General features: G+C 61.7%; 14 protein-coding genes. 7 read left to right on the top strand and 7 right to left on the bottom strand.

Annotation, left to right across the window (positions count from 1 at the left end; translation table 11 throughout):
* Position 1 precedes the first annotated feature (1 nt).
* The gene (locus AC1Q80_RS00770) at positions 2–583 is read left to right on the top strand and encodes a Swt1 family HEPN domain-containing protein (protein ID WP_492359382.1); all 582 of its coding nucleotides are present in this window, start codon (positions 2–4) and stop codon (positions 581–583) included.
* Positions 584–648: 65 nt separating this feature from the next.
* On the opposite strand, the gene AC1Q80_RS00765 is transcribed toward AC1Q80_RS00770, so the two are convergent.
* Positions 649–831 carry a helix-turn-helix domain-containing protein gene (locus AC1Q80_RS00765; RefSeq protein WP_492359837.1) on the bottom strand — a complete coding sequence of 61 codons (183 nt, stop codon included), beginning with the start codon at positions 829–831 and terminating at the stop codon, positions 649–651.
* Between the two features lie 215 nt (positions 832–1046).
* Here AC1Q80_RS00765 and AC1Q80_RS00760 point away from each other — a divergent pair, with 215 nt between their 5' ends.
* From AC1Q80_RS00760 to AC1Q80_RS00750, 3 genes are all read left to right on the top strand, one after another.
* A complete protein-coding gene (locus AC1Q80_RS00760) occupies positions 1047–2222 on the top strand; it encodes a TMEM43 family protein (RefSeq protein WP_492359381.1) in 1176 nt (391 codons plus the stop codon).
* A gap of 78 nt (positions 2223–2300) precedes the next feature.
* Positions 2301–3116: a YdcF family protein gene (locus tag AC1Q80_RS00755; RefSeq protein ID WP_492359380.1), complete on the top strand. Its 816-nt coding sequence runs from the start codon at positions 2301–2303 to the stop codon at positions 3114–3116.
* A gap of 70 nt (positions 3117–3186) precedes the next feature.
* Positions 3187–3822, top strand: a complete 636-nt coding sequence (locus AC1Q80_RS00750) for a trimeric intracellular cation channel family protein (RefSeq protein ID WP_173418646.1) — start codon at positions 3187–3189, stop codon at positions 3820–3822.
* Between the two features lie 11 nt (positions 3823–3833).
* Here AC1Q80_RS00750 and irrA read toward each other — a convergent pair whose 3' ends face one another.
* A complete protein-coding gene (gene irrA / locus AC1Q80_RS00745; RefSeq protein WP_077499560.1) occupies positions 3834–4259 on the bottom strand; it encodes an iron response transcriptional regulator IrrA in 426 nt (141 codons plus the stop codon).
* A 321-nt stretch (positions 4260–4580) separates the two neighbouring features.
* On the opposite strand from irrA, the gene fabA reads away from it, so the two are divergent.
* Genes fabA through fabI form a run of 3 tightly spaced genes read left to right on the top strand, consistent with a single transcriptional unit; the run spans position 4581 to position 7177 of the window.
* The gene (gene fabA, locus AC1Q80_RS00740; protein ID WP_077499331.1) at positions 4581–5096 is read left to right on the top strand and encodes a 3-hydroxyacyl-[acyl-carrier-protein] dehydratase FabA; all 516 of its coding nucleotides are present in this window, start codon (positions 4581–4583) and stop codon (positions 5094–5096) included.
* 46 nt (positions 5097–5142) lie between these two features.
* A complete protein-coding gene (fabB, locus tag AC1Q80_RS00735) occupies positions 5143–6366 on the top strand; it encodes a beta-ketoacyl-ACP synthase I (protein WP_173418645.1) in 1224 nt (407 codons plus the stop codon).
* Positions 6367–6370: 4 nt separating this feature from the next.
* On the top strand, positions 6371–7177 hold the full coding sequence (gene fabI / locus AC1Q80_RS00730; protein ID WP_209788208.1) for an enoyl-ACP reductase FabI: 807 nt from the start codon (positions 6371–6373) through the stop codon (positions 7175–7177).
* 117 nt (positions 7178–7294) lie between these two features.
* Here fabI and AC1Q80_RS00725 read toward each other — a convergent pair whose 3' ends face one another.
* The 5 genes from AC1Q80_RS00725 to pnp all read right to left on the bottom strand — a co-directional run bounded on the left by AC1Q80_RS00725 (position 7295) and on the right by pnp (position 13203).
* Positions 7295–8077 carry a hypothetical protein gene (locus AC1Q80_RS00725; protein ID WP_492359379.1) on the bottom strand — a complete coding sequence of 261 codons (783 nt, stop codon included), beginning with the start codon at positions 8075–8077 and terminating at the stop codon, positions 7295–7297.
* A 130-nt stretch (positions 8078–8207) separates the two neighbouring features.
* Complete coding sequence (locus tag AC1Q80_RS00720) at positions 8208–9002, bottom strand: COG3904 family protein (protein ID WP_492359378.1); 795 nt, start codon at positions 9000–9002, stop codon at positions 8208–8210.
* 573 nt (positions 9003–9575) lie between these two features.
* Positions 9576–9797, bottom strand: coding sequence for a hypothetical protein (locus tag AC1Q80_RS00715; RefSeq protein ID WP_492359377.1), 222 nt, complete (start codon positions 9795–9797; stop codon positions 9576–9578).
* Positions 9798–9962: 165 nt separating this feature from the next.
* Complete coding sequence (locus AC1Q80_RS00710) at positions 9963–10979, bottom strand: class I SAM-dependent methyltransferase (protein ID WP_492359376.1); 1017 nt, start codon at positions 10977–10979, stop codon at positions 9963–9965.
* An 82-nt stretch (positions 10980–11061) separates the two neighbouring features.
* Positions 11062–13203 (bottom strand): polyribonucleotide nucleotidyltransferase, encoded by a 2142-nt coding sequence (pnp, locus tag AC1Q80_RS00705; RefSeq protein WP_173418641.1) that lies wholly within the window; start codon positions 13201–13203, stop codon positions 11062–11064.

The following is a 13203-nucleotide window of genomic DNA, read 5'->3' as shown; positions in this document are numbered from 1 at the left end:
GGTGGAGAAGATCAAATCCTTTGGCATGACAAACCAGATGATTGCCGAGGATATCAGCGCCATCGAACGGCGGTATAACATCGAACTGGGCCATATTCGCGGACAGAGCGAGACCGTGGAGAGCGACTACTATCCTCAGCTCGACGCAGCAGTGCGGGCCGAAGGCGCTATGATGGCTCGCCATTATGAGGTTTTTTACTCGCTGGAACGCTCGATTAGGGCATTGGTCCGAGACACACTCGTAACCGACACCCAGAGCGAGGACTGGTGGAACTCCTCAAAGATACCGCAAGCTATCAAGGACGAGGTTACCAAGCGCATCCAAAAGGAACTTGATGCTGGCGTCAGCAGGCGCTCTCAAGATGCCCTGGACTACACAACGTTTGGCGAGTTGTACGATATAATCAATTCCCACTGGTCGCTATTTGGCTCGCTCTTCAATAGCAGGAAGGGCCTTGAGAAAGTCATTGCCAGCCTAAATGCGCTCCGCAATCCTATCGCGCACTGCTGCCCGTTAGCCGAAGACGAGGAACTTCGCTTGCGGATTACCGTCCGTGATTGGTTTCGGTTGATGGAGAAGTAGCCGCTGAAATCATGCTGGGGGGTCGAAAACACATAATCAGGGTAGAAGAAACACACGCGGGAGAATTAGGACAGAGCCAGACCTGAGACACGTTTGGCCAGTCGAGCCAGTGTAGACCGTGAGCAGCCCGTGCCAGCAACAATAGTGTTCCGGCTCATGCCACTCTCAAGCATCTTGACGATGCCTGCATTCCGCTCCTCGTCTTTAGGGCGACCCTTATAGGCCCCATCGACTTTGGCCTTAGCAATGCCTTGAGCCTGCCGCCTTCTGAGGTTGGCAGGTCGAGTGCAGCCACCTTCACCCTGCGAGCCTGTATCTCGGCCTTACGGCCGTCACCATATTTGGGCCAATCGTCTGCGCCGTCCGGCCGATATATTCCCTTGCGCTTTTTTTCTGCTACCAACGGGGAAAACCGAACCGGTCGCTTGGTGAACCGGATTGAATTCACGTGCCGGGGGATCAGATGAGTTTTACCGAAACGACCAGAACGTCGTGGTTTGCGCGCCTCAAGAACGGTGTCGTCGGCATCTTCATCGGGCTCATCCTGGTCTTCGGCATGATCTGGCTGCTGGCCTGGAACGAGGGCCGTTCGGTCAAGACGTATCGGGCGCTCGTCGAGGGCGCCGGTGCGGTTGTCGATGTCGACAGCGGTGCCGTCGAGGCTGGCAACGAGGGCAAGCTGGTCCACATCGCCGGACGGATCGACCCTGTCGGGACGCCCACCGATAGCCTGCTGGAAGTGTCTGCGAATGGGGCTGCGGGTCTGCGCCGCTCGGTCGAGATGTACCAATGGGTCGAGGAAAAGAAGAGCGAGACGCGCAAGACGCTCGGCGGCGGCGAGGAAACGGTCACCACCTATTCCTACGCCAAGGAGTGGCGCAGCGACCGCGCTGATTCGGCCGATTTCCGTGACGGCAACGGGCACCAGAACCCGGAAATGCCGCTTTCGAGCGAGCGCTTCACGGTCGAGCGCGCGATGCTCGGCGCGTTTTCGGTCGACGGCAGGGCCGTAGCCGACCTCGGTCGCGACAGCCCGGTGAAGATGGCGGACGCCGATCTGCAGCGCGTGGCCGATGCGCTCGACACCAACCGCCCTGTCAAGACCGACGGCCAGACGATCTTCGTCTCCGCTGACCGCCAGAACCCAGCCGTCGGCGATCTGCGCATCGGCTTTACCCGCGAAGACACGGAAACCGCGAGCTTCGTCGCGGCGCAGAAAGGCGGCAGCCTCGCCCCCTATCGCACATCGAACGGCCGCGACCTGTTCCTGAGTTCGGCCGGCATTGCCAGCGCCGCCGAGATGTTCGACGCAGCCCAGAGCGAGAACACGCTGATTACCTGGCTGGTTCGCGTGGGCGGACTGATCGGCCTGTTCATCGGCTTCACGCTGATGCTGTCGCTGTTTTCCATCATCGCCGACGTCATTCCGGTCCTTGGTTCAGTGGTCGCATTTGGCACTGGCATCATCGCGGCGATCCTGACGCTCATCATCGGCCCCCTGGTCATCGCCATCGCCTGGTTTGCCTATCGCCCGCTGCTGTCGCTGGCGATCGTCGCCGTCGGCGCGCTCGTTGCCTTCGGCATCGGCTATCTTCGTGCCGGCAAGGCGAAACCGCTCGCCGCTAGCGTGACGGCCTGACGAATGGGTTGGGCGGTGGACGCCCGACCCCATGCCTTTGCGAAATATTAAGGGATCGCAGGGAAGAACACGGGCCTGATGTTTCTGCTTTCCAAGATCTTCTGGCTCGTTGCGCAGCCCCTTTCCCTGGCGTTTTTTGCTGCCCTTGCCGGCCTCATCATGACGACGGCGGGGCTCAGGCGTATAGGCGTCGCCTTCGGCCTTTTCGGCGCGCTCGTGCTCTTCATCAGCCTGTTCACGACGACGGGATCCTATTTCCTCCAGATGCTCGAGGACCGCTTCCCTCGGCCGGCTGAGCCACCCGTAGCCCTCTCCTGCATCATCGTGCTCGGCGGCGCCTTCGAGAACGAAGTGATGGCAAGCCGTGGCGGCATCGAGTTCAACCAGGCGGCCGACCGCTTCATCGAGACGGCCATGCTGGCCAAGCGCTACCCGGAGGCGCGCATCCTTGTGTCCGGCGGCGATGGCTCATTCAGCGGCGCGTATGACGGCGATGCCAAGGCATCGGACGCCTTCTTTGCCGCCTTCGGCATCGGTCCCGATCGGCTGATCCGCGAGGAGCAGTCGAGAACGACATTCGAAAATGCACGCAACACGCATGGGCTGCTTGAAGCAAACGGCCTTGCCAACTGCGCGCTGGTGACGTCGGCCTTCCATATGCCACGCTCGGTCGGGCTTTTCCACAAGCTCGGGCTCAAGGTCACGCCCTGGCCAACGGACTACCGCACTAGCGGCATGGTCAAACCAGGCTTGGACTTTACCCAGCCATCTCTCAATGCCCAGCTGACAACGACAGCGGTGCGCGAATGGATCGGACTGGCGGCCTACTATTTCGGCGGTCGCACGGACAGCCTGCTTCCCGGCGTCTCACCGCCCAACGCGTCACCCCGTTGACGCGACGGCCCCGGATGCTCCAGCTTGCGATGCGACAGACTTCCGCGATGCGCCTTTCAACGGAGCGGCCATGACGATCCTCGAAATCCTCGATTATGCCGGCGTCGCCGTCTTCGCGGCCACAGGCGCGCTCTCGGCTTCGCGCAAACAGCTCGACATCATCGGTTATCTCTTCCTTGCCTCGGTCACCGGCATCGGCGGTGGAACGATGCGCGACGTCATCCTTGGCGCAACGCCGGTGTTCTGGGTGCTCAAGCCGAACTACCTGCTCGTCTGCGCCTCGGTCAGCGTCGTCCTGTTCTTCACGGCGCACCTGTTCTATTCGCGTTACCGCGTACTGGTCTGGCTCGATGCCATCGGCATGTCGGCCTATTGCGTCATGGGCGCGGCAAAGGGGTTGGCGGCAACAGGCTCGCCCGCGGTCGCCCTTGTCACCGGCATGCTGACGGCGACCTTCGGCGGCGTCCTTCGCGACCTGCTGGTAGGTGAGCCCTCGGTGCTGCTGCGCCCGGAAGTCTATGTGACGGCTGCCCTGATCGGCTCCGGCGTCTTTGTCGTCGCCACCATGATCGGACTGCCGCTGGTGGCCACCTCGGCGCTTGGCGTGATGTCAGCCTTCACCATACGCGCCGGCGCGCTCAAATACGGTTGGACGCTGCCGATCGGCAAGGCAAGCCCCGGCCGCGACCCCGACGATGTGATGTAGGAAGAAACGCTTTACGCGCGTTCGCGCTTGCGGCGGAGCCGGATGACCACGTCGACATGGGCAATCTCCATGCCTTCGGGCGGTTCCGGCAGGTTGCCGATCTCGATATTGCTGACCGGGATATCGAGAACTTCGTTCTGACCTTCGACGAAGAAATGGTGGTGATCGGAAACGTTGGTGTCGAAGTAGGTCTTGGCACTTTCCACCGCGAGCACGCGGATCATGCCGGCCTCGGTGAACTGGTGCAGCGTGTTGTAGACAGTTGCCAGCGAAACCGGCACTCCGGCGACGACAGCCTCCTCATGCAGCTCTTCCACGGTCAGGTGACGGTCGCCCTTGGCGAAGATCAGATCGGCAAGCGCGACGCGCTGACGCGTCGGGCGCAGGCCCGAGCTGCGCAATCTCTCTTCCGAACTCACTTCGGTTGCCTTCGTCATCAAGGAGCGTTCCATGGATCCCGTAAAATTTACAATACTTTCGTTGCGATATAACTTTTGCGCGCTGTTCTTTCAATAGATTCTAAGGTGCAGAAAGGCTGGAATGCCTGAAAAACCGGCCTATTTCGGCAAAGGCTGGTATTTAACTCTGGTCGGGCCCACATTGATCCTGTAAGCGACGGCAGAACGATATCGCCACCGGAATGGGCGTAGCCGGCGTCGGAAACATCGAAAACGGCCATTGATGCGCTTCATTTCACAGCGAACTTGCTCTAAAGCAGGTCTGACAACACTTTATGTTACTCGGGGAAACAACCATTGATGACGACCAGACAATCAAGCTTCAGCTATGAGGAAATCCTGACCTGCGGCCGAGGTGAACTGTTTGGCCCCGGCAACGCGCAGCTGCCGCTGCCGCCCATGCTCATGGTTCACCGCATCACGGAAATCTCCGAAACGGGCGGCGCCTTCGACAAGGGTTTCATCCGCGCTGAATACGACGTCAGCCCTGATGACTGGTATTTCCCCTGCCACTTCCAGGGCAACCCGATCATGCCCGGCTGCCTCGGCCTCGACGGCATGTGGCAGCTGACCGGCTTCTTCCTCGGCTGGCTCGGCGAGCCCGGTCGCGGCATGGCGCTTTCGACAGGCGAAGTGAAGTTCAAGGGCATGGTTCGTCCGCACACCAAGCTGCTCCAGTACGGTATCGACTTCAAGCGCGTCATGCGCGGCCGCCTCGTGCTCGGCACTGCCGACGGCTGGCTGAAGGCCGACGGCGAGACCATCTACCAGGCAACCGACCTGCGTGTCGGTCTGTCGAAGGAAAAGACCGAATAATCCGCGGGTTCTCCGCACCGAATGAGATAAAGAAAAGGTCATCACCATGAGACGGGTTGTTGTCACGGGCCTCGGGATCGTTTCCTCGATCGGAAACAATGCCGACGAAGTCACGGCATCGCTGCGCGACGCCAAATCGGGCATCACGTTTTCTCCCGATTTTGCCGAAAACGGCTTCAAGTGCCAGGTCTGGGGCGCACCGACGCTCGATCCGACCGATCTCGTCGACCGGCGCGCCATGCGCTTCCTGTCGCAGGGCGGCGCCTGGAACCACGTGGCGATGAAGCAGGCGATTGCCGATTCCGGCCTCGAGGAAGCGATGATCTCGCGCAACGAGCGCACCGGCATCATCATGGGCTCGGGTGGTCCGTCCACTCGCACCATCGTGGAAGCGTCGGATATTACCCGCAAGAACAACAGCCCCAAGCGCATCGGCCCGTTCGCCGTGCCGAAGGCGATGTCGTCGACGGCGTCTGCCACGCTTGCGACCTGGTTCCAGATCCACGGCGTCAACTACTCGATCTCTTCGGCCTGCTCGACTTCGGCACATTGCATCGGCAATGCCGCGGAGATGATCCAGTGGGGCAAGCAGGACGTGATGTTCGCCGGCGGCCACGAGGATCTGGACTGGACGATGTCCAACCTGTTCGACGCCATGGGCGCGATGTCGTCGAAGTACAACGACACGCCCTCGACCGCCTCGCGCGCCTATGACGCCAGCCGTGACGGCTTCGTCATTGCCGGCGGCGCCGGCGTGCTGGTGCTTGAAGAGCTGGAACATGCCAAGGCGCGCGGCGCCAAGATCTATGCCGAAATCGTCGGCTACGGCGCGACATCAGACGGCTACGACATGGTCGCCCCGTCTGGCGAAGGCGCGATCCGCTGCATGCGTCAGGCGCTGTCGACCGTAAAGGGCGACGTCGACTACATCAACACGCATGGCACATCGACCCCGGTTGGCGACAGCAAGGAAATCGGCGCCATTCGCGAAGTGTTCGGCTCCAAGATCCCGCACATCCAGTCGACGAAGTCGCTGACAGGCCACTCGCTGGGTGCAGCCGGTGTCCAGGAATCGATCTACGGTCTCCTGATGATGCAGGCCGGCTTTATCGGCGAAAGCGCCCATATCACCGAACTCGACCCGGAATTTGACGGTGTGCCGATCGTGCGCAAGCGCATCGACAACGCCAAGATCGATACGGTTCTTTCCAACTCGTTCGGCTTCGGCGGAACCAACGCAACGCTCGTCTTCCAGCGCCACAACGGATAACACCATGACGGGACTGATGAACGGTAAGCGTGGCCTCATCATGGGTGTGGCCAACAACCACTCCATTGCCTGGGGCATCTCCAAGGCGCTGGCAGCGCAAGGTGCGGAACTGGCCTTCACCTACCAGGGTGAAGCGCTCGGCAAGCGCGTGAAGCCGCTGGCGGCCGAAGTCGGTTCCGACTTCCTGCTGCCTTGCGACGTCGAGGATATTGCGTCGGTCGATACGGTGATCGCGGCCATCAAGGAGCGCTGGGGCAAGCTCGACTTCATCGTTCATGCCATCGGCTTTTCCGACAAGAACGAGTTGAAGGGCCTTTACGCCGACACCAGCCGCGACAATTTCAGCCGCACCATGGTGATCTCCTGCTTCTCCTTCACGGAGATCGCCAAGCGGGCCGCCGAACTGATGAACGACGGCGGCTCGATGCTGACGCTGACCTATGGCGGCTCGGTGCGGGTGATGCCGAACTACAACGTCATGGGCGTCGCCAAGGCTGCACTCGAAGCCTCCGTGCGTTACCTGGCGGCCGACTACGGCGTGCGCGGCATCCGCGTCAACGCGATTTCGGCCGGCCCGATCCGTACGCTTGCAGGTGCCGGCATTTCCGACGCCCGCGCCATGCTGTCCTGGCAGCAGAAGAATTCGCCGCTTCGCCGCACGGTCACGATCGACGATGTCGGCAGCTCGGCGCTCTACCTGCTTTCCGACCTGTCGCGCGGCGTCACCGGCGAAATCCACTATGTGGACTCCGGCTACAACATCACGTCCATGCCGGCACTCGACGCGCTCAGGACCGCCGACGCCGAGTAAACCCGGCCACGGCCGATCGGCAGCCAAGCTCATGCAAAAGCCCCGGTGAGGTTCTCTCCGGGGCTTTTTGTTGGCGTGTTTTCCAGTTTCGTTGGTCCCTGCGCCGGGCGCCCGCGACTATTCCAGATCCATCGTGGTGAAGACCCGGCAATTGTCAGGCGCAGGCGTGGCACGGCAAATCTCCGCATCGACCAGTTGGCCGACGGGCAGCTGGCCCGTCAACAGCAGCTCCAAGGACAATTGATAGGGGTGCAGTCTGCCGGCCGCGTTGCGCAGGCGTTCGGCCAGGGACTGGTAGCGCACGCCCATTTCACCGTAGTAGGCCACAAGTTTGCGGGTCTCAGCCTCGTTTGCGGCCAGCATCGGAATGTCTTCGACGATCGTCCCTTCTCCCGCCAGCCGTCGAACCCCGGACGCAAGGACGAGCGTACAGGCCTGCGAGCAGGCTCCAGCCGAAACAACCTTGCCGATATAGGCGGCCCCCTTCCGGTCGTTTGCGGTACAGTTTTGCTGATCGCGCTGACATCCGAAGAAAACGGTCGTGCCCACCGCCACGTTCAGCTGTTTCTTGCGGATGAGGCGACCGAGTGCCATCGCAGCCTCCATGTCGCCACCGGGAGAGCGAAGGACCAAAGGCAGCTTGCGGCCGGCGAGCGTCTTCAAGGTTGCCTTCAGGAGAGCCGGCGTCTTCGCACCGATGGTGCCTGCGGCGGAGATCCATTCCGGACATGTCGGCTCGCAACCGGCCTGGTTGGAGCGCACGACGACAAACCGCATCTCCTGTTCGGCCGCCATTGCCGGCCGCCCCGTCAGCAGGCTTGCAGCGAGCAGGCAAATCAGCAGCACGGCCCGTCGAAGGCGGGGCGTGGCTGCGCCGACGGGAGATTTCCATATTCGCATTGCGGTCTCCAACCCAAATCCCCCACCGCATGCTTCCTTTAATCGTAGCCAGTTAAAGGACGAAAACATGCAGGAAATGAAAGTGCTACAGCGACCTTTGGACGTCTGACAGGACGCGCGCCGCTGTCATCTAACGCTTCAGGTCAGACATGACGAAAACCCGGCAATGAGCGGAGGCGGGCACTGTCTTGCAGACCCCGGCGGCCGTCAGCAGTTCGACTCCGCCCAGCTGCGTGATCAACTTCATTTCCATCATCGCCACCGGCTCGATCTTGCGCATGTCGTTGGCGAACGTGATCTTCATCTGATCGATGACCGCACGCCCGACATCCATTTCCGCAAGGTAGGCCGCCAGTTCGCGCTCCATCGCCTTGCTCATCTCATAGGTCGTGCGGGTGCCGACATTCTTTCGGCTGACGACCTTCTTGCTGGTGACTTTCTTCTTGCCGTTCACGATCCGGTATTTCTCCTGGTACCGCGTCAGGACCTGCGTGTGGACCGTGGTGATCTGGTGAACCCCGAGATATGCCCACTGGCCGACCACGCGCCGGACGCCGCCGGCCAGCATCAGCGGACAGGCCGAGTTGCAGTAGGCTCCGCCCGAATAGGCAGTCCCGATGTAGCGGGCGCCCTTGCCATCGTTGTCGCGGCAATCCTTCTGCTGCGGCTGACAGCCGACGAAGCGGGTCTTGCCGACCGCCACTTCAAGCTTTCGCGCGCGGATGAGCCGCCCGAGCACCATGGCCGCATCGACATTGCCACCGGGCGAGGTCACCACGATCGGCAGGCGGCGGTCGCCGATGGACTTGAGCAGCTTCTTCAAGCGCGCCGGAGTTCCGCCAACGATCGCTCCCTCGGCCGATATCCACTCCGGACACGTCGGCTCGCACCCCGGCTGATTGCTGCGCACCAAGAAAAACTGCATGTCATCGCCGCCAGGCGGCGCTGCCCGCACTGTTGCGGCCGAGGCCATGAGCCCGACCATCAGACAGAGAATGACCAGGGAATGCCTGAAGACGTTGCTTAAGAATGCCATGCCGAGCAAAGAAGTGTCCCTCATCCCGACTGTTTCAGCGCCAATCAGAACGCCATGCTGTCGCCGGATCCCAGTGTCGCAGCCCCGGCCATCGCCAGACTGAAGAAAATGTCCAACCTTCAAAATCCAGGCAGCAAGTGCGCGTATCGAAACGAGGGCTTCCGCCGCCAACGATCATTGGGATCGAACGTCTGGAGGCGAAACGAAAAGACAGGTTGCATTGCCGTAGAATAAAACTAACGATAGCACGGCCGGAAAATCCAAGGCAATACGCATATAGGATAGAGAGGACGTTCCTGCCTATGGAACCGACGAAGCAATCGGGCGACTGCGCTCCGAAGCCGCGCCCGGAGCATCGATGTCCAGTCCCGGCCAGATGCTGCAAGCGCCCATTCTTCCGGTGGCGCATCATGCCACACGGCCGACCGACCGGCCTGCGTGCCTTGCCACTGGCGGTCAGGTTCAGGTCAAAAGGAAAAGAAAAAGCAGGATGACAATGATCGCGAGCACGACCAATCCGGTGTGCGTGCGTCGCGCCGGATCCAACGGCAGACGGTAGAGGCTCTTCAGGAAGGACAGGGGCACTTCGGAGGTGGCCCCATGACCCTCGGCATGCTTGATGTCCTTGGCGATGACCTCTGCCGCATCCTCGGTCAAAGGCGGCCTGTTCGCGCCCCACGTCATGGCACCCATCCTCCGACGAGAAAGATCGACGGTAGCCATGGTGAGCCCGATCACGGGGGATGGCAACAGGCAATCTTCTGCCTTGGCATCCACCGGCCGGCGGGCGTGCCAAAAACGAAAGAGCCGGGCGATAAACCCGGCTCTTTGCTCAATCTCGATTGTGGCTCAGCGCTTGCCCCAGAGAACCTTGAAGCGGGCGTTGCGGCAGGTCTCGCCATATTCCTTGAAGGTCTCGGCAAAGGTCTGCTCGTACTGCAGGCCGCGATTGGCAACCAGCATGACCTTGCCGCCCTGCTTCAGCGCCTTGTGCGCTGCCTTGATGATCGCCACGCCCAGTGACGGCTCGGCGGCATGACCCTCGTGGAACGGCGGGTTCATGACGATGAGGTCGTATTTGTCGCGCGGTTCTTCGCTCGTCAGGTCGAACCAGTAGAAACGCGCCGGCATGCGTGACGCGTTTGCCATCATGTTGACGCGGGCGGCCTCCAGCGCATCGTGATCGGCCTCGAACAGGTCGATGCCCTTGGTGCCCGGCGACGCCTCGGCAAGCTTGACCGCGAGATAGCCCCAGCCAGCGCCGAAATCGGCGGCATGGCCGTTGAAGTCGCGCGGCAGGCGCGAGGCCAGAAGCTCCGAACCGGCATCGATGCGATCGTGCGAGAACATCCCGGGAGACGCCTCGAACAGGCCGTCGACACGGACCGGCACCTTGGCAAGCTTCTGCACGGCATCGGTGACATCTTCGGGCCGGGTAAACCAGAAGGCGACGCCGTGATACTTCGGCAGGTGATCGCCATCCCATTCGAACTTGGCGATGCGCTTCCTCAACGACTGGATGCCATCTTCCTTGCCGCCGGCGATGACGATGAGCGCGCCGTCGCGGGTGCGCTTCAGCGCCTCGGCGATGCGATCCTCGTTCTCGCCCTTGTGCTTGCCGCACAGGATCAGGGCTACGTCATAGTCCTCGCCGGTGACGACAGGCGCCACATCGGCACGCTGGGCCTCAAGCGCGCGGTAGAGCGGCCTCAGCGGCTGGACGGCGGCGATCGACGCTCCGAAGCCCTCAGGCAGCCTGTAGCCCGCCTCTGCGCCGAGGAAGAGCACACGCTCGCCCTCGCCCGGCGGGTCGATAATCCCGGTTTCGAACGGGTGGAACAGGGTCTTCAATGCATCTCGGCTCATCGGTTTCTTCCGTCGATCTCGTACAAGAAAAGGGCGCGGAGCGATCCGCTCCGCGCCCCGAATGCGTTCGGGCAGAGACCGCTTATTCAGCGGCTTCGCCGTCACCCTTCTTTTCTGCAGCAACTTCCTTGCCGGTCGCCTGGTCGACAACCTTCATGGAAAGGCGAACCTTGCCACGCTCGTCGAAGCCCATCAGCTTGACCCAGACCTTGTCGCCTTCCTTGACGACGTCGGTAGTCTTGGCAACGCGCTCGGAGGCGAGCTGCGAGATGTGGACGAGGCCGTCGCGGGCGCCGAAGAAGTTGACGAAGGCGCCGAAGTCGGCGGTCTTGACAACAGTACCCTCGTACACCTGGCCGACTTCCGGCTCGGCAACGATCGAGTGGATCCACTTGCGGGCCGCTTCGATTTCCTTGCCCGACGAAGAGGCGATCTTCACGGTGCCATCGTCTTCGATGTTGATCTTGGCGCCGGTCTTTTCGACGATTTCGCGGATGACCTTGCCGCCCGAACCGATGACTTCACGGATCTTATCGACCGGGATGTTCATGACTTCGATGCGCGGTGCGAATTCGCCGAGCTGGCCGCGGCTTTCCGAGATGGCCTTGGCCATTTCGCCGAGGATGTGGAGACGGCCGCCCTTGGCCTGGTTGAGCGCGATGCCCATGATCTCTTCGGTGATGCCCTCGATCTTGATGTCCATCTGGAGCGAGGTGATGCCGGCGTCGGTGCCTGCAACCTTGAAGTCCATGTCGCCGAGGTGGTCTTCGTCGCCGAGGATGTCGGAGAGAACAGCGAAGCGCTCATCTTCCTTGATCAGGCCCATGGCGATACCGGCAACCGGCTTTGCGAGCGGAACGCCAGCGTCCATGAGAGCGAGCGAGGTGCCGCAGACCGTCGCCATCGACGAGGAGCCGTTGGACTCGGTGATCTCGGAAACGACGCGCAGCGTGTAGGGGAACTGCTCGGCTTCCGGCAGCATCGGGCGGATAGCACGCCATGCGAGCTTGCCGTGACCGATTTCGCGGCGGCCCGGGGAGCCCATGCGACCGGTTTCACCGACCGAGTAGGGCGGGAAGTTGTAGTGCAGCATGAAGCGTTCTTTGTACATGCCGGTCAGGCTGTCGACGTACTGTTCGTCTTCGCCGGTGCCGAGCGTGGCAACGACGATCGCCTGCGTTTCACCGCGGGTGAAGAGCGCCGAACCGTGCGTGCGCGGCAGAAGGCCGACTTCCGAGACGATCGGACGAACGGTTTCCAGATCGCGGCCGTCGATACGGCTCTTGGTGTCGAGGATGTTCCAACGAACGATCTTGGCCTGCAGGTGCTTGAAGACGGCGCCGATGACTTCGGCAGTGTGCTTCGGCTCTGCGCCTTCCGGGAAGAAGTGTGCCTTCACCTTCGCCTTGACGGCGTCGACGGCAGCGTAGCGGGCAGCCTTCTCGGTGATCTTGTAGGCATCGCGCAGTTCGGCTTCGGCCATGCCGAGCATTTCGGCTTCGAGCGCGGAATGATCTTCCGGCTGGAAGTCGCGCGGCTCCTTGGCAGCAACTTCAGCGAGCTTGATGATGGCGTCGATGACGGGCTGGAAGCCCTTCTGGCCGAACACGACGGCGCCGAGCATGATCTCTTCGCCCAGTTCCTTGGCTTCCGACTCGACCATCAGCACGGCTTCCTGCGTGCCGGCGACGACGAGGTCGAGGGTCGATTCGTCCATCTCGTCGAGATGCGGGTTGAGGACGTACTGGCCGTTGATGTAGCCGACGCGCGCGCCGCCGATCGGGCCCATGAACGGAACGCCGGACAGCGTCAGCGCAGCGGAAGCTGCAACCATCGACAGGATGTCGGGATTGTTTTCGAGGTCATGCTGCATGACCGTGACGACGACCTGGGTGTCGTTCTTGTAGCCATCGGGGAAGAGCGGGCGGATCGGGCGGTCGATCAGGCGCGAAACCAGCGTTTCGTTTTCGCTCGGACGACCTTCGCGCTTGAAGTAGCCACCCGGGATCTTGCCGGCGGCATAGGTCTTTTCCTGGTAGTTGACGGTCAGCGGGAAGAAGTCCTGGCCCGGCTTCGGCGCCTTGGCCGAAACGACGGTGGCGAGAACGACGGTTTCGCCGTAGGTGGCGAGAACGGCGCCGTCAGCCTGACGGGCGACCTTGCCGGTTTCGAGCTTGAGCGGACGCCCAGCCCATTCGATTTCAACCTTATGGGTATCGAACAT

Source organism: Ensifer sp. GW823-FHT05D09, assembly GCF_058795755.1.
This window is presented reverse-complemented; position numbering and strand designations above follow the sequence as displayed.

What these genes read in the sequence shown, in the direction of transcription:
- AC1Q80_RS00725 (WP_492359379.1), bottom strand. Translation starts at nt 8,077, where the DNA reads ATGCGAATATGGAAATCTCCCGTCGGCGCAGCCACGCCCCGCCTTCGA.
- AC1Q80_RS00720 (WP_492359378.1), bottom strand. Translation starts at nt 9,002, where the DNA reads ATGCAGTTTTTCTTGGTGCGCAGCAATCAGCCGGGGTGCGAGCCGACG.
- fabA (WP_077499331.1), top strand. Translation starts at nt 4,581, where the DNA reads ATGACGACCAGACAATCAAGCTTCAGCTATGAGGAAATCCTGACCTGC.
- fabB (WP_173418645.1), top strand. Translation starts at nt 5,143, where the DNA reads ATGAGACGGGTTGTTGTCACGGGCCTCGGGATCGTTTCCTCGATCGGA.
- AC1Q80_RS00755 (WP_492359380.1), top strand. Translation starts at nt 2,301, where the DNA reads ATGTTTCTGCTTTCCAAGATCTTCTGGCTCGTTGCGCAGCCCCTTTCC.
- fabI (WP_209788208.1), top strand. Translation starts at nt 6,371, where the DNA reads ATGACGGGACTGATGAACGGTAAGCGTGGCCTCATCATGGGTGTGGCC.
- pnp (WP_173418641.1), bottom strand. Translation starts at nt 13,203, where the DNA reads ATGTTCGATACCCATAAGGTTGAAATCGAATGGGCTGGGCGTCCGCTC.
- AC1Q80_RS00715 (WP_492359377.1), bottom strand. Translation starts at nt 9,797, where the DNA reads ATGACGTGGGGCGCGAACAGGCCGCCTTTGACCGAGGATGCGGCAGAG.
- AC1Q80_RS00760 (WP_492359381.1), top strand. Translation starts at nt 1,047, where the DNA reads ATGAGTTTTACCGAAACGACCAGAACGTCGTGGTTTGCGCGCCTCAAG.
- AC1Q80_RS00750 (WP_173418646.1), top strand. Translation starts at nt 3,187, where the DNA reads ATGACGATCCTCGAAATCCTCGATTATGCCGGCGTCGCCGTCTTCGCG.
- irrA (WP_077499560.1), bottom strand. Translation starts at nt 4,259, where the DNA reads ATGACGAAGGCAACCGAAGTGAGTTCGGAAGAGAGATTGCGCAGCTCG.
- AC1Q80_RS00710 (WP_492359376.1), bottom strand. Translation starts at nt 10,979, where the DNA reads ATGAGCCGAGATGCATTGAAGACCCTGTTCCACCCGTTCGAAACCGGG.